General features: G+C 55.5%; 20 protein-coding genes. 10 read left to right on the plus strand and 10 right to left on the minus strand.

The genetic code is table 11. The annotated features are described in order from the left end of the window. Nucleotides 1-23 precede the first annotated feature (23 nt). Both secD and secF read left to right on the plus strand, forming a co-directional pair. Nucleotides 24-1,871, plus strand: coding sequence for a protein translocase subunit SecD (secD, locus tag NIM72_RS16490; RefSeq protein ID WP_253421208.1), 1,848 nt, complete (start codon nucleotides 24-26; stop codon nucleotides 1,869-1,871). Between the two features lie 10 nt (nucleotides 1,872-1,881). After that, nucleotides 1,882-2,850, plus strand: a complete 969-nt coding sequence (gene secF, locus NIM72_RS16495) for a protein translocase subunit SecF (RefSeq protein ID WP_013356971.1) — start codon at nucleotides 1,882-1,884, stop codon at nucleotides 2,848-2,850. 59 nt (nucleotides 2,851-2,909) lie between these two features. Here secF and NIM72_RS16500 read toward each other — a convergent pair whose 3' ends face one another. Together NIM72_RS16500 and lysM are read right to left on the minus strand one after the other, a co-directional pair. Next, nucleotides 2,910-3,488, minus strand: a complete 579-nt coding sequence (locus tag NIM72_RS16500) for a DUF3251 domain-containing protein (RefSeq protein WP_161735270.1) — start codon at nucleotides 3,486-3,488, stop codon at nucleotides 2,910-2,912. A 16-nt stretch (nucleotides 3,489-3,504) separates the two neighbouring features. Next, nucleotides 3,505-3,942: a peptidoglycan-binding protein LysM gene (gene lysM / locus NIM72_RS16505; protein ID WP_161735268.1), complete on the minus strand. Its 438-nt coding sequence runs from the start codon at nucleotides 3,940-3,942 to the stop codon at nucleotides 3,505-3,507. Between the two features lie 186 nt (nucleotides 3,943-4,128). On the opposite strand from lysM, the gene nrdR reads away from it, so the two are divergent. From nrdR to pgpA, 6 genes are all read left to right on the plus strand, one after another. Next, nucleotides 4,129-4,578, plus strand: coding sequence for a transcriptional regulator NrdR (gene nrdR, locus NIM72_RS16510; protein ID WP_009091750.1), 450 nt, complete (start codon nucleotides 4,129-4,131; stop codon nucleotides 4,576-4,578). 3 nt (nucleotides 4,579-4,581) lie between these two features. After that, nucleotides 4,582-5,682 carry a bifunctional diaminohydroxyphosphoribosylaminopyrimidine deaminase/5-amino-6-(5-phosphoribosylamino)uracil reductase RibD gene (gene ribD, locus NIM72_RS16515; protein ID WP_253421211.1) on the plus strand — a complete coding sequence of 367 codons (1,101 nt, stop codon included), beginning with the start codon at nucleotides 4,582-4,584 and terminating at the stop codon, nucleotides 5,680-5,682. Between the two features lie 90 nt (nucleotides 5,683-5,772). Then, entirely contained in the window at nucleotides 5,773-6,243 is a 471-nt protein-coding gene (gene ribE / locus NIM72_RS16520) for a 6,7-dimethyl-8-ribityllumazine synthase (RefSeq protein ID WP_161735265.1), read from the plus strand. A gap of 19 nt (nucleotides 6,244-6,262) precedes the next feature. Beyond that, on the plus strand, nucleotides 6,263-6,682 hold the full coding sequence (nusB, locus tag NIM72_RS16525) for a transcription antitermination factor NusB (protein ID WP_009091744.1): 420 nt from the start codon (nucleotides 6,263-6,265) through the stop codon (nucleotides 6,680-6,682). A 55-nt stretch (nucleotides 6,683-6,737) separates the two neighbouring features. Further along, entirely contained in the window at nucleotides 6,738-7,715 is a 978-nt protein-coding gene (gene thiL / locus NIM72_RS16530) for a thiamine-phosphate kinase (RefSeq protein ID WP_161735263.1), read from the plus strand. Then, nucleotides 7,660-8,199: a phosphatidylglycerophosphatase A gene (gene pgpA / locus NIM72_RS16535; protein ID WP_161735261.1), complete on the plus strand. Its 540-nt coding sequence runs from the start codon at nucleotides 7,660-7,662 to the stop codon at nucleotides 8,197-8,199. The genes thiL and pgpA overlap by 56 nt, the downstream gene beginning before the upstream one ends. Nucleotides 8,200-8,258: 59 nt before the next feature. On the opposite strand, the gene NIM72_RS16540 is transcribed toward pgpA, so the two are convergent. The 4 genes from NIM72_RS16540 to xseB all read right to left on the minus strand — a co-directional run bounded on the left by NIM72_RS16540 (nucleotide 8,259) and on the right by xseB (nucleotide 12,342). Then, on the minus strand, nucleotides 8,259-9,233 hold the full coding sequence (locus tag NIM72_RS16540; protein ID WP_161735259.1) for an aldo/keto reductase: 975 nt from the start codon (nucleotides 9,231-9,233) through the stop codon (nucleotides 8,259-8,261). Between the two features lie 82 nt (nucleotides 9,234-9,315). Then, on the minus strand, nucleotides 9,316-11,181 hold the full coding sequence (dxs, locus tag NIM72_RS16545; protein WP_161735257.1) for a 1-deoxy-D-xylulose-5-phosphate synthase: 1,866 nt from the start codon (nucleotides 11,179-11,181) through the stop codon (nucleotides 9,316-9,318). A gap of 19 nt (nucleotides 11,182-11,200) precedes the next feature. Beyond that, a complete protein-coding gene (ispA, locus tag NIM72_RS16550) occupies nucleotides 11,201-12,100 on the minus strand; it encodes a (2E,6E)-farnesyl diphosphate synthase (RefSeq protein WP_161735255.1) in 900 nt (299 codons plus the stop codon). After that, entirely contained in the window at nucleotides 12,100-12,342 is a 243-nt protein-coding gene (gene xseB / locus NIM72_RS16555; protein ID WP_161735253.1) for an exodeoxyribonuclease VII small subunit, read from the minus strand. Before xseB ends, ispA begins: the two co-directional genes overlap by 1 nt. A 232-nt stretch (nucleotides 12,343-12,574) precedes the next feature. On the opposite strand from xseB, the gene thiI reads away from it, so the two are divergent. Beyond that, nucleotides 12,575-14,023, plus strand: a complete 1,449-nt coding sequence (gene thiI / locus NIM72_RS16560) for a tRNA uracil 4-sulfurtransferase ThiI (protein ID WP_222924433.1) — start codon at nucleotides 12,575-12,577, stop codon at nucleotides 14,021-14,023. A gap of 80 nt (nucleotides 14,024-14,103) precedes the next feature. Here the strand turns inward: thiI and yajL are convergent, their stop codons facing one another. Next, nucleotides 14,104-14,700, minus strand: coding sequence for a protein deglycase YajL (gene yajL / locus NIM72_RS16565; protein ID WP_033731753.1), 597 nt, complete (start codon nucleotides 14,698-14,700; stop codon nucleotides 14,104-14,106). Next, on the minus strand, nucleotides 14,654-15,574 hold the full coding sequence (panE, locus tag NIM72_RS16570) for a 2-dehydropantoate 2-reductase (RefSeq protein WP_033731754.1): 921 nt from the start codon (nucleotides 15,572-15,574) through the stop codon (nucleotides 14,654-14,656). The genes yajL and panE overlap by 47 nt, the downstream gene beginning before the upstream one ends. A gap of 135 nt (nucleotides 15,575-15,709) precedes the next feature. On the opposite strand from panE, the gene NIM72_RS16575 reads away from it, so the two are divergent. Then, nucleotides 15,710-16,201 (plus strand): YajQ family cyclic di-GMP-binding protein, encoded by a 492-nt coding sequence (locus NIM72_RS16575; RefSeq protein ID WP_003852530.1) that lies wholly within the window; start codon nucleotides 15,710-15,712, stop codon nucleotides 16,199-16,201. Between the two features lie 569 nt (nucleotides 16,202-16,770). Here the strand turns inward: NIM72_RS16575 and NIM72_RS16580 are convergent. Both NIM72_RS16580 and cyoE read right to left on the minus strand, forming a co-directional pair. Beyond that, complete coding sequence (locus NIM72_RS16580) at nucleotides 16,771-18,135, minus strand: MFS transporter (protein ID WP_253421213.1); 1,365 nt, start codon at nucleotides 18,133-18,135, stop codon at nucleotides 16,771-16,773. Between the two features lie 132 nt (nucleotides 18,136-18,267). After that, nucleotides 18,268-19,155 carry a heme o synthase gene (cyoE, locus tag NIM72_RS16585; RefSeq protein WP_010255394.1) on the minus strand — a complete coding sequence of 296 codons (888 nt, stop codon included), beginning with the start codon at nucleotides 19,153-19,155 and terminating at the stop codon, nucleotides 18,268-18,270. Nucleotides 19,156-19,167: the final 12 nt, after the last annotated feature.

Below are 19,167 nucleotides of genomic sequence, written 5' to 3' on the forward strand. Positions count from 1 at the left end.
CTTTCTTCCCTAAGGGAACTGCCGTGTTAAATCGTTATCCTTTGTGGAAGTACGTAATGCTGGTCGTCGTGATTCTCGTCGGCCTGCTCTATGCGCTTCCCAACCTGTATGGTGAGGATCCGGCCGTTCAAATCACTGGTGCGCGCGGAAGCGCCGCCAGTGAGCAGACGTTGGATCAAATTCAGTCCGTATTGAAACAAGACAATATCCAGAGCAAATCTGTTGCGCTGGAAAATGGTGCGATTACCGCGCGCTTCAATAATACGGATGTGCAGTTACGCGCCCGTGAAGCGATCATGAAAGCGCTGGGTGAAAACTACGTTGTCGCGCTGAACCTTGCGCCCGCCACGCCGCGCTGGCTGACGATGCTGTCAGCAGAGCCGATGAAACTCGGTCTCGATTTGCGTGGTGGTGTGCACTTCCTGATGGAAGTGGACATGGACACCGCGCTCAGTAAGCTGCAGGAGCAGAATGCTGACACGCTGCGTAGCGACCTGCGCACTAAAAATATCCCCTACACCAACGTCAATAAAATCGCGAACTACGGCGTGGAAATTCGTTTCCGTGACGCTGCCAGTCGTGATGCGGCGATCTCCTGGCTGAGTTCCCGTCATCAGGATCTGGTGATCAACAGCAGCGGCAGTGATGCGCTGCGTGCCACCATGAGCGATGCCCGTCTCAGCGAAGCGCGTGAATATGCGGTTCAGCAGAACATTACGATTCTGCGTAACCGTGTAAACCAGCTGGGCGTAGCTGAACCACTGGTTCAGCGTCAGGGTTCCGATCGTATTGTGGTTGAGCTACCGGGTATTCAGGATACGGCGCGCGCCAAAGAGATTCTGGGTGCCACCGCGACGCTGGAATTCCGTCTGGTTAACACCAGCGTGGATCCTACTGCGGCGGCCAGTGGGCGTGTACCGGGTGACTCTGAAGTGAAAGATATGCGCGATGGCCAGCCGGTCGTGCTCTACAAGCGGGTAATTCTGACCGGTGACCATATCACCGACTCAACCTCCAGCATGGATGAGTACAACCAGCCACAGGTGAACATTTCACTGGATGGCGCAGGCGGTAACATCATGTCCAACTTCACTAAGGACAACATCGGCAAGCCGATGGCGACCCTGTTTGTGGAGTACAAGGACAGCGGTAAAAAAGATGCCAACGGTCGTTCAGTTCTGGTGAAACAGGAAGAGGTGATTAACGTCGCTAATATCCAGTCTCGCCTGGGGAACAGCTTCCGTATCACCGGTATCAATAACCCGAACGAAGCGCGTCAGCTGTCGCTGCTGCTGCGTGCCGGTGCGTTGATTGCGCCCATCCAGATTGTGGAAGAGCGTACTATCGGGCCGACCATGGGTCAGCAGAACATTACTCAGGGTCTGGAAGCCTGCCTGTGGGGTCTGCTCGCCTCGATCCTCTTTATGGTGGTGTTCTATAAAAAGTTTGGTCTGATTGCGACGAGTGCGCTGCTGGTTAACCTGGTGCTGATTGTCGGCATCATGTCCCTGCTGCCTGGCGCGACCCTGACCATGCCCGGTATTGCCGGTATCGTGTTAACGCTGGCGGTAGCAGTTGATGCCAACGTACTGATTAACGAACGTATTAAAGAAGAGTTGCGAAACGGGCGCTCGATTCAGCAGGCAATTCATGAAGGCTACAAAGGCGCCTTCTCCAGTATTGTCGATGCGAACGTGACCACCCTGATCAAAGTTATCATTCTTTACGCGGTCGGCACCGGTTCGATCAAAGGCTTTGCGATTACCACCGCAATTGGTATCGCGACCTCAATGTTCACCGCGATTATCGGTACCCGTGCCATTGTTAACCTGGTTTACGGTGGCAAACGCATCAACAAGCTGTCTATCTGAGGAGTGCGTTGTGGCACAGGAATATAACATTGAGCAGTTAAACCACGGGCGTAAAGTCGTCGACTTTATGCGCTGGGATAAGCTGGCCTTCATCATTTCGGGACTGCTGATTGTGGCCGCGATTGCGATCGTGGGCGTGCGTGGTTTTAACTGGGGCCTTGATTTCACCGGGGGTACGGTGATTGAGATCGCGCTGGAGAAACCCGCCGATCTGGACACGCTGCGTAGCGAACTTGTGAAAGCGGGCTTTGACGAGCCGCTGGTGCAGAACTTTGGCAGCAGCCGTGACGTCATGGTGCGTATGGCACCGGTTACCGGCCCGGCAGGTACCGAGTTAGGCAATAAAGTGGTGTCGGTGATCAACCAGACTACGCAGCAAAACGCCACCGTTAAGCGCATTGAGTTCGTGGGGCCGAGTGTGGGCAGCGACCTGGCGCAGGCGGGTGCGATGGCCCTGCTATCGGCGCTGATTGCGATTCTGATCTATATCGGTTTCCGCTTTGAGTGGCGTCTGGCACTGGGCACCGTGCTGGCGCTGGCGCATGACGTGATTATCACCTGCGGCCTGCTGGCGCTGTTCCGCATTGAAATCGACCTGACGATTGTTGCCTCGCTGATGTCGGTAATTGGCTACTCGCTTAACGATAAAATCGTGGTCTCTGACCGTATTCGCGAAAACTTCCGCAAGATCCGTCGCGGCAGTTCTTACGATATTACGAACGTATCACTGACCCAGACGTTAAGCCGTACCCTGATTACCTCACTGACGACGCTGGCGATGATCCTCATCCTCTTCATATTTGGTGGTGCGCTGCTGAAAGGCTTCTCACTGACCATGCTGATTGGTGTGACGATTGGTACGATCTCATCCATTTATGTCTCTTCGGCGCTGGCGCTGAAGCTGGGCATGAAGCGTGAACATATGATGGTGCAGAAAGTCGAGAAAGAGGGCGCCGATCAGCCTTCTATCCTGCCTTAATCGCGCGTCAGTAATAAAAACGGGCAGCCTTTTGGCTGCCCGTTTTTTTTGCACCACGGTTAAGGGTTAGCAGGTGCCGCAGGGGAGGTCTGGGACGGGGTGGCAGCGGACACGTTATGCACGCGGACATAACCCAGTTGCTCCGGGGTCAGGCCACTGAGACGCAACGGGATCGTCGCCGAATGCTGCGGCAGCAGCGAGGCAGGCACCGCGACCGTCTGAGTCAGACTGTCACTGCTCAGCGGTTTACCGGTCGCCGGGTCGAGTTCACCCCAGATCACCGTCGCATGCAGGGCGGGCAAAGGCCGATCGTCCATTGAGCGTACGGTCAGGGTTGCCCGCGAGCCGCTGGCTTCTGCAGTGACAGGGGAGAGCGTCAGTCTCAGCGTGCCGAGCTGAGTCTGCAACGCCACTGGCGTGTTCGCCTGTGGCACCAGCCAGGCACCTTGCTGCAACTGGCTGTTAAGCTGCCCCTGAATCTCCAGCGCGCTGGCCTGTGTGGTCAGATGCTGCATCTGCTGATTGAGCTGACTCACTTCCTGGTGCAGCTCTCTGACCTGCGGGTTACCTGCACTGCTACTGCAGCCGCTCAGCGCCACCAGTGAGAACGCCACCGGAACCCAAACCATCCTGCTCATAAGTGATCCTTGTCCGTTATTTTGGAATACGTAAAACCTGGCCAGGATAGATCTTATCAGGATGGGTGAGCATTGGCTTATTCGCTTCGAAAATCTTGTTATATTCGTTAGCGTTGCCATAAACCTGTTTAGAAATAGCGCTCAGCGTGTCGCCTTTTTTTACGGTATAAAGCTCTGACTCGGCCGCGCTGTCTGTCACGGTGACCTTGTCTTCCACTTTCGTGATGCCTGCCACATTACCTGCCGCGATCAGAATCTTCTCTTTCAGTTCCTGAGAAAGGCCATCGCCGGTCACGGTGACGGTATCACCATTAACTTTTACGTCCACCTTGTCGCTGTCTGGCAAGCCGAGCTTGTTGATGTGATCCTGTAGCTTTTTATTCTGGTCCTCACCGCCATGTACGGCGTCCCAGAGTTTTTCACCGGCTTCTTTCACAAAGTTAAACAGACCCATACAACCTCCAATGTGTTAGTGGAAAATTTTAATTGCCGCTCTTAAAGCGTAGTCCCTTTTGCCGCAGACGAAATTTAGCATCGTTTATCCTGCGATGAGAAGCCCACGAAAGACACGGAAGAGATTTTGTTGATTCACAGTTCGCGCTACACTGTGTGGCCCATCACTCTCGCGTCAGGAAACGTCATGCATTGCCCATTCTGCTCCGCTGTCGACACCAAAGTGATTGATTCTCGTCTGGTTAGTGAAGGCTCCTCGGTGCGACGCCGTCGCCAGTGTCTGATGTGTCATGAACGCTTCACCACCTTTGAGGTGGCGGAACTGGTGATGCCCCGCGTGGTGAAAAGCAATGATGTACGCGAGCCTTTCAATGAAGACAAAATGGCCAGCGGGATGATGAAAGCGCTTGAGAAGCGTCCGGTCAGCGCTGACGCGGTGGAAAGCGCCGTAAACCATATTAAAACGCAGCTGCGCGCCACTGGCGAACGTGAGATCCCCAGTAAGCTGATTGGCAATCTGGTGATGGATGAGCTTAAGAAGCTCGATAAAGTCGCCTATATTCGCTTCGCCTCGGTTTACCGCAGCTTTGAAGATATTCGCGATTTTGGCGAAGAGATCGCCCGGTTACAGGATTAAAGTATGGACGAACGCTACATGGCGCGTGCGCTGGAACTGGCGCGACGCGGCCGTTTTACGACCATGCCGAACCCGAATGTCGGCTGTGTGATTGTGCGCGATGGCGAAGTCGTGGGTGAGGGCTGGCATCAGCGTGCCGGTGAACCCCATGCTGAGGTCTACGCGCTGCGCATGGCTGGCGAGAAAGCGCGTGGCGCAACTGCCTATGTCACGCTGGAGCCGTGCAGCCATCATGGCCGCACGCCGCCCTGCTGTGATGCGCTGATCGCCGCAGGTGTAACCCGTGTCGTCGCCGCTATGCAGGACCCGAATCCGCAGGTCGCGGGACGCGGACTGCACCGTCTGCATCAGGCGGGCATTGACGTCAGCCATGGTCTGATGATGCAGGAAGCAGAAGCACTGAATCGCGGCTTCCTCAAGCGCATGCGCACCGGCTTTCCCTGGGTTCAGCTTAAGCTGGGCGCATCGCTGGATGGCCGCACGGCCATGGCCAGTGGCGAAAGTCAGTGGATCACCTCTGAGGCTGCACGCCGTGATGTGCAGCGTCTGCGGGCGCAAAGCGCCGCCATTCTCAGCAGCAGCGCCACGGTGCTGGCGGACGATCCCTCTCTGACAGTGCGCTGGTCTGAACTCAATACCGACAGCCAGGCTCTGGTTGATGAACAGCAACTGCGTCAGCCGGTACGTGTGATTATCGACAGCCAGAATCGCGTGACGCCGCAGCATCGGCTCATCTCCCAGCCGGGCGAAACCTGGCTGATGCGTCATCAGCCGGATCAGCAGCACTGGCCCGCCAGCGTGACGCAAATCGCCGTTCCGCTGCGCGAACAGCACCTGGATCGGGTGGCGATGATGATGCTGCTGGGACAGCGACAGATTAACAGCGTCTGGGTTGAAGCGGGTGCCACGCTGGCTGGTGCCCTGTTACAGGCCGGGCTGGTGGATGAACTGATCGTTTATCTGGCACCTAAGCTATTAGGCCATGAAGGACGCGGCTTGTGTCAGCTGCCGGGGCTCAGCCAGCTGGCTGACGCGCCTGCGTTCCGTTTCAGCGATGTCCGGCAGGTCGGTGACGATTTACGTCTGACCCTGACACCGCAATAGCATGCCCGGAAAAGCGAGAGCACGCCGCCTAAGAGTATGATAGAATCCGCCCCCCTGCGCGGGGCCAACCAAACCCCTGAAAGGATAAGTATGAAAGTTATCGAAGCTGCTGTTGCAACGCCTGAGGCCAATGTTGCCATCGTCATCGCGCGTTTTAACAACTTCATTAATGACAGCCTGCTGGATGGCGCAGTTGATGCCCTGAAACGTATCGGCCAGGTCAAAGATGACAATATCACCGTAGTCTGGGTGCCGGGTGCCTACGAACTGCCGCTGGCAGCCCGTGCCCTGGCAAACACCGGCAAATATGATGCGATTATCGCACTCGGCACCGTTATTCGTGGTGGCACTGCGCACTTCGAATATGTGGCGGGTGAAGCCAGCTCCGGTATCGCCAGCGTTGCCATGAACAGCGACATTCCTGTCGCGTTCGGCGTGCTGACCACTGAAAGCATCGAGCAGGCCATTGAGCGTGCCGGCACCAAAGCGGGTAATAAAGGTGCTGAAGCGGCGCTGACTGCGCTCGAAATGATTAACGTATTGAAAGCCATTAAAGCCTGATTTTTGTAAGGGGAATTTTGTGAAACCTGCTGCTCGTCGTCGCGCCCGTGAGTGCGCTGTTCAGGCGCTTTACTCCTGGCAGTTGTCGAATAACGACATTGCCGATGTGGAATACCAGTTTCTGGCGGAACAGGACGTCAAAGACGTCGACATTACCTACTTCCGCGAACTGCTGTCCGGTGTGGCGACCAACAGTGCGTATCTGGATGGATTGATGAAGCCTTATCTGTCGCGTCAGCTCGAAGAGCTGGGCCAGGTAGAAAAAGCTATCCTGCGCATCTCGCTGTATGAGCTGAGCAAACGTGATGATGTGCCCTATAAAGTGGCCATCAACGAAGGCATTGAGCTGGCGAAAGTCTTCGGTGCCGAAGACAGTCATAAATTTGTCAACGGCGTGCTGGATAAAGCCGGTCCACAAATTCGACCCCATCGGAAATAAACAAAAAGGCCGGCTTGCCGGCCTTTTTTCATGAAGAGTTAAGCGGAACGCAATTATGTCTTGTGGTGAATTTGAACTCATCGCACGCTACTTCAACCGCAGAACACGCAGCCGCCGTGATGTCGAACTCGGCATCGGTGACGATTGTGCGTTACTTAGCGTGCCGGAAAAACAGACGCTGGCGATCAGCACCGATACCCTGGTCGCGGGTGTGCACTTCTTACGGGATATCCATCCTGCCGATCTGGGCTACAAAGCGCTGGCTGTGAATCTTAGCGACCTTGCTGCCATGGGTGCCGATCCCGCGTGGCTGACGCTGGCCTTAACGCTGCCGCAGGTCGATGAGAGCTGGCTCTCCGCCTTTAGCGAAAGCCTGTTTGAACTGCTGGAATATTACGACATGCAGCTGGTGGGTGGCGACACGACCCGTGGCCCGCTGAGCCTGACGCTGGCGATTCACGGTCTGGTGCCGCAGGGCCGCGCCCTGAAACGCTCCGGTGCGAAGCCGGGCGACTGGATCTACGTGACCGGCACGCTGGGTGACAGCGCGGCGGGTCTGGCGCTGTTGCAGCATCACTGTCGCATCAGCGATCCGGCGGTGCATGAAGCGTTGATTAAACGGCATCTGCGCCCAATGCCACGCATTCTGCAGGGCCAGGCACTGCGTTCGCTGGCCTCTTCAGCCGTGGACCTTTCCGATGGCCTGATTTCCGATCTCGGCCACGTGCTGAAAGCCAGCGGCTGTGGTGCAAGGCTTAACCTGGATGCGTTGCCGCTGTCGGCGGCGCTGCGTGACCATTTCGACCCTGAGCAGGTATTGCGCTGGGCGCTGAGTGGCGGAGAAGATTACGAACTCTGCTTCACCGTGCCGGAAGTGAATCGCGGTGCGCTTGATGTGGCGCTGGGGCATCTGGGCGTGCCTTATACCTGCATCGGACAGATAGCACCGGAATCAGAAGGCTTAACGCTGCTGGATAATGGCAAGCCCGCCACGTTCCATCATAAAGGGTTTGATCACTTTGATACTAAATAACGACGTGGCGAAGAGCCGCCTGCGGATGAGCAATCCCTGGCATCTGCTGGCCACCGGTTTCGGCAGCGGATTAAGCCCGGTCGTGCCTGGTACCATGGGATCGCTGGCGGCCATTCCATTCTGGTGGCTGATGACCTTTCTGCCGCAGGATCTCTATTCGCTGGTTGTGCTGGTTGGTATCTGCGTCGGTGTCTATCTCTGCCATCGCACCGCCAAAGATATGGGCGTACACGATCACGGCAGTATTGTCTGGGATGAGTTCATCGGCATGTGGATTACGCTGATGGCGATTCCGGTTAACAACTGGCAATGGGTACTGGGCGGCTTTGTCGTGTTCCGTATTCTTGATATGTGGAAACCCTGGCCGATTCGCTGGTTTGACCGCAATGTACATGGCGGCATGGGCATTATGGTGGATGACATTATTGCTGGCGTGATTTCTGCGGCGATGCTCTATGGCTTTGGGGTCTGGCTGGCGGGTTAAACGTCGATGCTAAACGCATGATAAGAGGTGACGCCCGGGCAGGGCGTCACATTCTGGTTTTATTCAAATCCCACCGCCTGATGCGGCTGATAGACCTCTTCCAGCAGGGTAATCTCTTCGTCACTCAGCGTGACATCCACTGCCTTCACCAGATCCTCAAACTGCTCTGCGCGCGATGCACCAATAATCGGTGCCGTAACGGCAGGCTTGCTCAGAAGCCAGGCCAGCGCCACCTGCGCCCGCGTCACGCCTTTGCTTTCCGCTACCTGTGCCAGCCGCTCTGCAATCACGGCATCATTCGCTTCGGTATTGTCATAGAGCTTCGCCATCACCTGGTCGGAGGCGGAACGCGCGGTGTTTTCCCCCCACGGGCGGGTCAGCTTACCGCGCGCCAGCGGACTCCAGGGCAGCACGGCGATCTGTTCTTTCAGGCAGAGCGGATGCATTTCACGCTCCTCTTCGCGCTGAATCAGGTTGTACTGATCCTGCATGCTGACAAAGCGATGCCAGCCCTGTTCCGACTGCATCTGCAACGCCTGAGCAAACTGGCTGGCGTGCATTGACGAGGCACCGATATAACGGGCTTTGCCAGACTGCACTACCTCATGCAGCGCTTCCAGCGTCTCTTCCAGCGGCGTGTCATAATCCCAGCGGTGAATCTGCAGCAGGTCCACATACTCCATGCCAAGACGCTGCAGGCTGTCATCAATCGATTGCAGAATATTTTTGCGCGAGAGTCCCTGTGAGAGATTGGTCAGCGGAAAATAGACTTTGGTGGCGACCACGATCTCTTCACGGTGGGCGAAATCTTTCAGCGCCCGGCCCAGGATCTCTTCACTGCTGCCATCGGAGTAGCTGTTGGCGGTATCAAAGAAGTTGATGCCCGCGTTCAGCGCCTGCTGGATCAGCGGACGGCTGCTTGCTTCAGGCAGCGTCCAGGCATGATTACCGCGCGTTGGCTCGCCATAGGTCATACAGCCAAGACAGAGACGCGACACCTGCAGATCGGTAGTACCCAGTTGAATCGTTTTCATGGTGGAGGCTCCTGCGAAAGTGCAAAGGTTACAGCATAGCAGGATGTTGCGCTCCCCAGGGGGGGAGCGCAGAGAGGAGAAGTTACTGCGCCAGCCAGCGGGCGATCTGTTGCTGAATGCCTTCGGCGTCCAGCAGATAGTCATGACGCACTTCATCCTGCGTGCCCTGCGGGATGAACTCATCGGGCAGGCCAATGTTCAGTACCGGAACGGCCAGCCGTTTCGCCATCACAAACTCATTTACGCCGCTGCCCGCACCGCCTTTGATTGCGCCTTCTTCCAGCGTAATCAGCGAGTCGTGGGTTTTAGCGAGCTCGGCGATCAGCGCCTCATCCAGCGGCTTCACAAAGCGCATATCAACCAAAGTTGCATTCAGCACTTCCGCCGTGGCGGCTGCTTCTGGCAGCAGAGTACCGAAGTTCAGAATCGCCAGCTTTTCACCCTGACGTTTCACGACTGCTTTACCCAGCGGCAGACTCTGCAGCGGAGCCAGCGGCGTGCCGATACCGGTGCCGCGCGGATAACGCACTGCACTTGGGCCAGCCTGATGGTGATAGCCGGTGTAAAGCATCTGTCGACACTCATTCTCATCGCTCGGCGTCATGATCACCATATCCGGCACGCAGCGGAGATAGGCGAGATCAAACGCGCCCTGGTGAGTCTGACCATCCGCGCCAACAATACCACCGCGATCGATAGCAAACAGGACCGGCAATTTCTGGATAGCGACGTCGTGGATCAGCTGATCGTAGGCGCGTTGCAGGAAGGTCGAGTAGATGGCCACAATGGGTTTATAGCCGCCAATCGCCATACCGGCCGCGAAAGTCACCGCATGCTGCTCGGCGATCGCCACGTCAAAATATTGCTTCGGGAATTCACGTGAGAAGGCCACCATGCCGGAGCCTTCACGCATCGCTGGCGTAATCGCCATCAGCTTCGGATCGTCGGCGGCCATTTCACACAGCCAGTTGCCGAAGATTTTAGAGTAGCTCGGCAGACCTTCTGCGCTTTTCGGCAGTTCGCCAATCGCCGGGTCAAATTTAGGAACGGCGTGCCAGGCAATCGGATCTTCCTCTGCCGGGGCGTAGCCTTTACCTTTCTTCGTCATGATATGCAGGAACTGCGGCCCTTTCAGGCTGCGCATGTTGCTCAGCGTATTGACCAGCGTCAGCACATCGTGACCATCAACCGGGCCGATGTAGTTAAAGCCCAGCTCTTCAAAGAGCGTGCCCGGCACGACCATGCCTTTGAGATGCTCTTCGGTGCGTTTGACCAGCTCTTTGATTGGCGGCAGATTTGTCAGCACCCGTTTACTGCCTTCGCGCAGTCGTGCGTATGTTTTACCCGACAGGATCTGCGCCAGGCGATTATTCAGCGCGCCGACGTTTTCGGAGATCGACATCTCGTTGTCATTGAGGATGACCAGCATGTCCGGCTTAATATCACCAGCATGGTTCATCGCTTCAAACGCCATGCCTGCGGTAATCGCACCATCGCCAATAATACAGGCGGTACGACGGCCCTGACCTTCACGTTCTGCCGCAGCGGCCATGCCCAGACCGGCACTGATTGAGGTCGACGAGTGACCGACGCTCAGGACGTCATATTCACTTTCACCGCGCCACGGAAACGGGTGTACGCCGTTTTTCTGACGGATAGTGCCGATGCGATCGCGGCGACCCGTCAGAATTTTATGCGGATAAGCCTGATGACCTACATCCCAGACCAGATGGTCAAACGGGGTGTTATAGACATAATGCAGCGCGACCGTCAGTTCAACCACGCCCAGACCCGATGCAAAATGGCCGCTGGAGCGGCTCACACTGTCTAACAGATACTGACGCAGTTCATCACACAGCGCAGGCAACTTCTCTTTCGGCAGGGCGCGTAGCGCCTGAACGGTGTCTGCCAGCGCCAGTGTCGGGTATTTAGCAATATCAAAACTCATCAGAGACTCATTATGGAAGTTATTTGTCGCGTTCAATTATGAAGCTCGCCAGCGCCTGCAGTGCTGTGGTGTTATAGGAGTGCGCAGCGAGCAATTCTAAAGCATCAAGAGCTTCCTGATACAAATCCCGCGCCTTGGCACGAGCATTTTCAAGGCCTAACAGTGAAGGATAGGTGCTTTTCCCCAGATCCTGATCGGCACCCTGGCGTTTTCCGATCACCGCTGTGTCACCGATCACATCCAGAATGTCGTCCTGCACCTGAAATGCGAGACCAATCGCCTCTGCATAGCGGTCGAGCAGCGGCAGCGCTTCGCGGCCCGCATCGCCTGCCGTTAATGCGCCTAAGCGCACCGCTGAGCGGATCAGCGCGCCAGTTTTATGGCGATGGATCTGTTCCAGCTGATCAAGATCGACGGATTTGCCTTCTGCCGCTAAATCCAGTGCCTGCCCGCCACACATCCCGGCTACGCCGCTGGCTTTTGCCAGTTCGGAGAGCATCAGCAGACGGTATTCGGCGCTGACACCGGGCATTGCTTCATCGGCCAGAATGGAGAAAGCCAGCGTCTGCAGGGCGTCACCCGCCAGAATCGCAGTGTCTTCGCCATATTTAATGTGACAGGTTGGCTGCCCGCGACGCAATGCATCATCGTCCATCGCAGGGAGATCGTCATGAATCAGAGAGTACGCATGAATGCATTCAACTGCGGCGGCAGGGGCATCCAGACTCGCCGGATTGGCGTGGAGCATTTCGCCGGTCGCGTAGACCAGAAAAGGACGCAGACGTTTACCGCCTAATAATGCCCCATAATGCATGGCATTCACCAGAGGAGAACTCTGAAAAGGAAGTGGCTCTATAAAACGCGTCAGCGCGGCGTTGACCTGCTGCTGATAGGCGTCGAGTAAGCGGGCAAAATCCATTAGTCGTTTTCCGGCATGAAAGCAGTGAGGTCGGCATCTTTATCATCGTTCAGCAGAATGCGGACCCGCTGTTCAGCCTGCTGCAGCGTCTGCTGGCCATTCCGCGCCAGCTGCACGCCGCGTTCAAATTCGTTCAGGGCTTCTTCCAGCGGCAGTTCACCACTTTCCAGACGGCTGACAATCTGCTCCAGCTGCTGCAATGACGTTTCAAAGCTGGCTGGCTGTTCGGCTTTTTTCGGCATATTTCGTGTCGACTCACGGTTGGGACATTATCTCGCAATCGGTCATGGTAGCTGAGACCCTATGATTAGCAAAATAATCAATGCGGCGGCTGATGAAGAAGCAGTCACCTGACAAAGGTGATATACTCCCGCGCCTCGGATGCGGTTGCGCCTTGCAGCCCGCAATTTTGTGATTTTACCAGCTAAGTGCCGCCTGTTTTAGCACTTATTTGCCCAACGAAGCTGTATCGCCATGAAGTTTATCATCAAGTTATTTCCTGAAATCACCATCAAGAGTCCGTCGGTGCGTTTGCGCTTTATCAAGATTCTTGCCAGCAATATCCGCAACGTCCTGAAAACCGTCAGCGACGACATCGCCGTTGTGCGCTTCTGGGATCACATTGAAGTGCGGTCAAAAAATGCGGCGCTGGCTGACATTATTCCCGATGAGCTTTCCCGCATTCCCGGTATCCATCACGTTTTAGCGGTTGAAGATCGTGAGTACACCGATATACATCACATCTTTGAGCAGACGTTAACGCAGTATCGCGACAGTCTTGAAGGCAAGAGCTTCTGCGTACGTGTGAAACGTCGCGGTAAGCATAGCTTCAGTTCACAGGATGTAGAGCGCTATGTGGGCGGCGGCCTGAATCAGCATATTGAAAGCGCCCGCGTGCAACTTAAAAACCCTGACGTGACGGTGAACCTTGAAGTTGAAGAGAATCGCCTGACACTGGTGACTGCACGTTACGAAGGTCTGGGTGGTTTCCCAATCGGCACGCAGGAAGATGTGCTGTCGCTGATTTCCGGCGGTTTCGATTCCGGCGTATCCAGTTATATGCTGCTGCGTCGTGGCAGTCGCGTGCATTACTGCTTCTTTAACCTTGGCGGTGCCGCGCATGAGATTGGCGTGCGTCAGGTTGCGCACTATCTGTGGAATCGTTTTGGTCGTTCACACCGCGTGCGCTTCGTGGCGATCAATTTTGAGCCGGTCGTCGGTGAGATCCTCGAAAAAGTGGATGACGGCCAGATGGGCGTGGTGCTGAAGCGCATGATGGTGCGCGCTGCTTCGACGATTGCTGAACGCTACGGCGTGCAGGCGCTGGTCACGGGTGAAGCGGTGGGGCAGGTGTCGAGCCAGACGCTGACCAACCTGCGACTGATTGATAACGCATCCGATACGCTGATTCTGCGTCCGCTGATTTCTCATGACAAAGAGCACATCATCAGAGTTGCCCGGGAGATCGGCACCGAAGATTTCGCCAGCACGATGCCGGAATATTGTGGTGTGATCTCAAAAAGCCCAACGGTGAAGGCGGTGAAGGCGAAGATTGAAGCGGAAGAGCAGAATTTCGACTTTGCGATTCTGGATCGGGTGGTGGAAGAAGCGACCAATGTCGATATCCGTACTATTGCTGAGCAGACAGAAGAGGAGGTGGTTGAAGTTGAGACCGTCGCGCTTCTGAGTGACAACGACGTCGTGCTGGATATCCGCTCTATTGATGAGCAGGAAGAGAAGCCACTGACGCTGAACGCTACAGAAGTGAAATCACTCCCATTCTATAAACTCAGCACGCAGTTTGGCGATCTCGATCAGAACCGGACCTGGCTGCTTTACTGCGATCGCGGTGTGATGAGCCGTCTGCAGGCGCTTTATCTGCATGAGCAGGGTTTTAAGAACGTTAAAGTTTACCGCCCGTAGTCACCATGTTGAGCCAGTCAGTGCCTGTTCAGGTCTGACTGGCTTTCTCGTTTTAAGCCTTTCTATCTAAGACTGAGTCTTTACGCCTGATAGTCATAAATGCCGGGAGCCAGCACCAGCTGTGCAGCTACCTCACGCGCCATCTCTTTTCCCACCAGCAGATCGATTAACTTCAGCGCAAAATCCATTGCCGTACCTGGCCCCTGGCTGGTCAGCAGATTGACGCGCGGATCCCAGACGACACGCCGCTCCATCCACTTTTCCTCCGGAATTGTCTCTTTCAGACCAGGAAAGCCAGTCATATTGCCGACCGGAAAGAGATCGTGAGGGATCAAAACCGTGCCTGCGGCTGCGCATATTGCCGCGACAATCTTCTCATTGAGGTGAAACTGACGTACCGTTTCGACTAACAGCGGACTGTCACGGAAGGTCTCAGCCCCTTTGAGGCCACCGGGCAGCACAATGGCGGCGAAATCATTGTCGGCGACTTCAACCAGCGTGACATCAGTCAGCAGACGAACACCGCGCGAGCAGACAATCTCACGGCTGCCATCGCTTTCGACGCTGGCGGTAACAACCTTCAGCCCGGCCCGAACCAGCAGGTCGATGGTGGTGACAGCTTCTGTTTCTTCACTGCCATGTGCCAGGCAAACCAGCACCGATGCGTTCGCGGTCATAATGGGACTCCTTGCGTTTTACAATGTCATACAGACGGGTATTCTCCGTGAGCACCAGGCCGTGCGTCCGGGCGCGGCGTAGCAGAAAGCCGCTGATATAGTCGATTTCGGTGAGCCGCTGGGCGCGAACGTCCTGCAGCATGGAAGAGGTGTTGGCCGCAGTGCTTTCGATCACGTCGAAGATGATGTCCTGCAAACTGTCACTGGCCACGTTCTGGCCTTCACGCTCCATGACCCAGCTGATCTCTTCGCACAGCTGCGCGATCTGCTCCGGATACGCGCGCAATGCCCCGTTCTGGCACTCATACTCCACGCTGAGCGGGTTAATGACACAGTTGACGGCCAGTTTGCGCCAGCAGGCCGCCCGGATATTGTCATGCCAGGCAACGTCGGGCAGGGCAGGGTGCAGTATATCGGCGAGATCACTGTAAGCGGCACTTTTGCGGTTACCGGGACCAATGTGGGTGATGCCACTGGCGATGTGCTTGATGACGGTGCCATCACGCATCGCCGCATGCGTGGTGACGCCACGCAGGAGTGGCTGAGTCAGCCCTTTCAGTTCCTCCAGCGTGCCCATACCGTTGTGCAGCAGCAGCACCGGGCAGTTTTCTGGCAGCACACTTTCCAGATTCTTCACGGCGGGTGAGACCTGTGGCGCTTTGAGTGTGACCAGCAGCAGCTGACTTTCCGCCAGAAACAGCGGATCGTTGGCGATAAATGTGCGATTCGAAATGTTGCCCTGTGGATCAATCACATTGGCTGAGCAGTAAGGCTGCGGCACGCGCAGCCATCCCTGTACTTCATGTCCCTGGCGGGCAAGCGCTGTCAGCCAGACCTGACCCAATGCACCGCAACCTAACACGGTAATTTTCATGCTGCCTCCCGCTGGCGGGCTAGCCATCTGTTATTTACTGTCACACCTACATTATAGCGTTGTGTGCAGCCTGATTTTATTTAGCACCTTAAGACGCGTATTATGCATGTCACTTTAGCGTCAGGAGAAGAAGAGATGCCATCTTTCGATATCGTTTCAGAAGTCGATCTGCAGGAAATTCGCAATGCGGTGGAGAATGCCAACCGTGAAGTGTCTACCCGCTTCGATTTCCGCAACGTGAGCGCCGAGTTTGAGCTCAACGAAAAGAATGAAACCATCAAAATCACCAGCGAGTCCGATTTTCAGGTTAAGCAACTGGTCGATATTTTGCGAGAGAAGTTGCTGAAGCGTGGGATTGAAGGCGGTGCTTTAGAGGTGCCGGAAGAGATTGAGCACAGCGGCAAGAGCTGGGCGGTCGATGCCAAACTGAAGAAAGGCATTGAAAGCGACGTGGCGAAGAAGCTGGTGAAGCTGATCAAAGACAGCAAGCTGAAGGTGCAGACCCAGATTCAGGGTGAAGCGTTGCGTGTGACCGGTAAAGCGCGTGACGATTTGCAGGGTGCGATGGCGATCGTGCGCGGCAGCAATCTGGGCCAGCCGTTCCAGTTTAAGAACTTCCGCGATTAAGTGGGGGAGGCTGTTTTTTTGGCCTGAATGCAGTGATAAAAAACCCGGCTCAGGCCGGGTTTTTTGTTATCTACCGCGTGCGCGTGCGCGCTTCTAACTATCTGAATTTGCAAAACTTAGTCTGAGATATTTATGTGCTCGCACCTTGCTTATATCGCTTTGTGAGATGGATGTCGTCTGGAACATCGCGTTCAGGCTCAGGAAGCCTGTGCCTTTCGCAAAGACGCAAAAGCGCCATCCATGGCTGGCTCAGCGCGGGCCATCCCTGGCCCGCGATGCTTTGCTACAGGCACAGGCTCCCATCGCTTTAAGCTGATTAGTGGTCTGTAAGAAGGATTGTGCTGGGTGATATTTACTCAGAAATTTAAATGCGGCTGAACCTGGCAGCAACGCAAAAGCTAAGGGGCGCAGGGGACACGGTCAGAGGAGGAAAGCGTCCCGCGCCAGGACGGCGCGGGCCGAGCATGCCACGGATGGCGGCTTTTGCGTCTTTCCGATCTGAACGTGTTCCCTGAGCCAGCTCGATCCTGAAGCGAAACGAGCTGACGTTATCACTAAACTTTTTAAAGCTAGCAACTCCCCAGCAGCGCTTCCAGCTCAGGCCGGCTGGTGACCTTACTATCAATTTTGATATACGCGCTTTTCTCTTCCGGCACGATAAACACGGAATTAACGCCTTTCTGAGCCTTCAGACGCTGCTCCAGATTCGGCACAGCCAGTGCAGCATCACTCAGCACGATGCGCAGGCTGCTGACATAAGGCGGCTCCTGCATCGTCATGCTGACAAACAGCCAGGCTGCGGCCACCATCGCGCCCACCAGGAACACGGTCTGTGCATCGAAATGACCAAACACCCAGCCACCCATGCTGCCGCCAACGGCCACACCCAGGAACTGGCTGGTAGAATAAATCCCCATCGCCGTACCTTTGTATCCTGCAGGCGACTCTTTACTGATCAGCGAAGGCAGAATCGCTTCCATCAGGTTGAAGGCGAAGAAGAAGAGCTGAACACCCACCACCAGCGTCCAGAAGTGGCCTTCTGCACCCCAGAGCACGATCTCCGCAATCACAATCATTCCGACACAGCCGACAAAGACACGCTTCATGCGGCGCTTCACTTCGGCATAAATGATGAAGGGGACTACGCCAGCAAAAGCAATCAGCATGGTGGAGAGATAGACTTTCCAGTGTTCGGGTGCCGGGAAACCGGCCTGTTCAAACTGCCCTGGCAACGCAACAAAGCTCGACATCAGCAGGACGTGCAGGCAGAAAATACCAATATTGAGTTTCACCAGACGCGGGTTAGCCATCACTTTGCGGAAGCTGCCTTTCACCATGCCCGATTCACGGTTCAGGACATGATTGGAGGCAGATGGCACTACCAGCAGGGTAATCACGATGCCCAGTGACGCCAGGATCGCAATCATCCAGAACAGCGCATGCAGACCCAATGCATGAGTCACAACCGGGCCGACCACCATCGCAATCGCGAAGGTCACGCCAAAACTGATGCCGATAAACGCCATCGCTTTGGTGCGGTTCTGCTCACGGGTTAAGTCGGATAACAGCGCCATCACCGCAGCCGCAATCGCGCCCGAGCCCTGTAATGCACGGCCCAGAATAATGCCCCAGATGGAGTCGGTGCAGGCTGCGATAACGCTGCCCAGAACAAACAACAGCAGTCCGCCAACGATCAACGGCTTGCGGCCGATGCGATCAGAGAGCAGACCAAAAGGAATCTGAAATATTGCCTGGGCAAGGCCATAGATGCCAATCGCCAGACCAATTAAGGTTTCACTCGCGCCCTGTAATGCCATGCCATAAGTGGTCAGTACCGGCAGGACCATAAACATTCCAAGCATTCGCAGGGAAAAGACCGTACCGAGGCCCCATGTGGCGCGCAGCTCCACCGGAGTCATTTTATTATCGTTCATTCCAACCTCTGTTAATGTGCTGCTTTTATTCTAGGGGGCGGGGCAGGGCGGGTAAAACAATAGTTTTTAAGCAGTGGTAACAAAAAGAAAGGGCGCGAAAATCGCGCCCTTTTCATGCTGTATTGGTGCCGGTTACCAGACGTAGGTCAGCAGGTCCTTCGAAGCCGGAGCCATCGAATCTACTGACATCATCACGCTCAGTGCGGTGATGGTCACGATAGAGAAGACAAACAGCTTACGCGCCCAGACACGGTCATCTGCGGTTTTATAACCCGATAATGCCATGCCCAGCCACCAGACGCTGACCGCAGCGGCCACCACCAGATATTTGTAGCCTGCGTAACCGCCCAGCGTCAGCATCAGCGTGGCAATCATAAACGCCAGGATATAGAGCGTAATATGATTCTTCGCGACGGAAATGCCTTTCACCACCGGCAGAACCGGGATGTTCGCTGCCTGGTAATCTTTAAAGCGGAAGATAGCAATCGCGTACGAATGCGGCATCTGCCACAGGCTAAAGATCGCCAGCAGGATCAACGCGCCAGCATCAAACTGGTTAGAGACCGCGCAGTAGCCGATAACTGGCGGCGCAGCACCTGACAGACTGCCAATCAGCGTTCCGTAAACGGAATTACGCTTCATGTACAGGCTGTAGATGCCCACGTACACCACGAAGCCCATCACCGCCAGCCACATGGCCAGCGGATTAGCACCGAAGTAGAGCAACGCAAAGCCAGCAATACCCAGCACAGTGGCATAAACCAGGCTTACTTTCGCGGAGATAAGGCCTTTTACCAGCACCCGATTCCTGGTTCTCTCCATCTTGATGTCGATGTCGCGGTCAATCACGTTGTTGAAAACACAACCCGATGCAACCACCAGTGACACGCCCACCAGGGTGATGAGAAACAGGGCGTAATCCGTGTTGCCTTTGGAGGCCAACAGGAATCCGCCGATCACAGAAATTAAATTCCCGAAAATAATTCCTGGTTTTGTAACTTGCAGGTATTGCTTAAACATTACGCGTGACTC

It is taken from the genome of Pantoea sp. B550, assembly GCF_024158165.1.
Classification (GTDB): Bacteria; Pseudomonadota; Gammaproteobacteria; order Enterobacterales; family Enterobacteriaceae; genus Pantoea; species Pantoea alfalfae.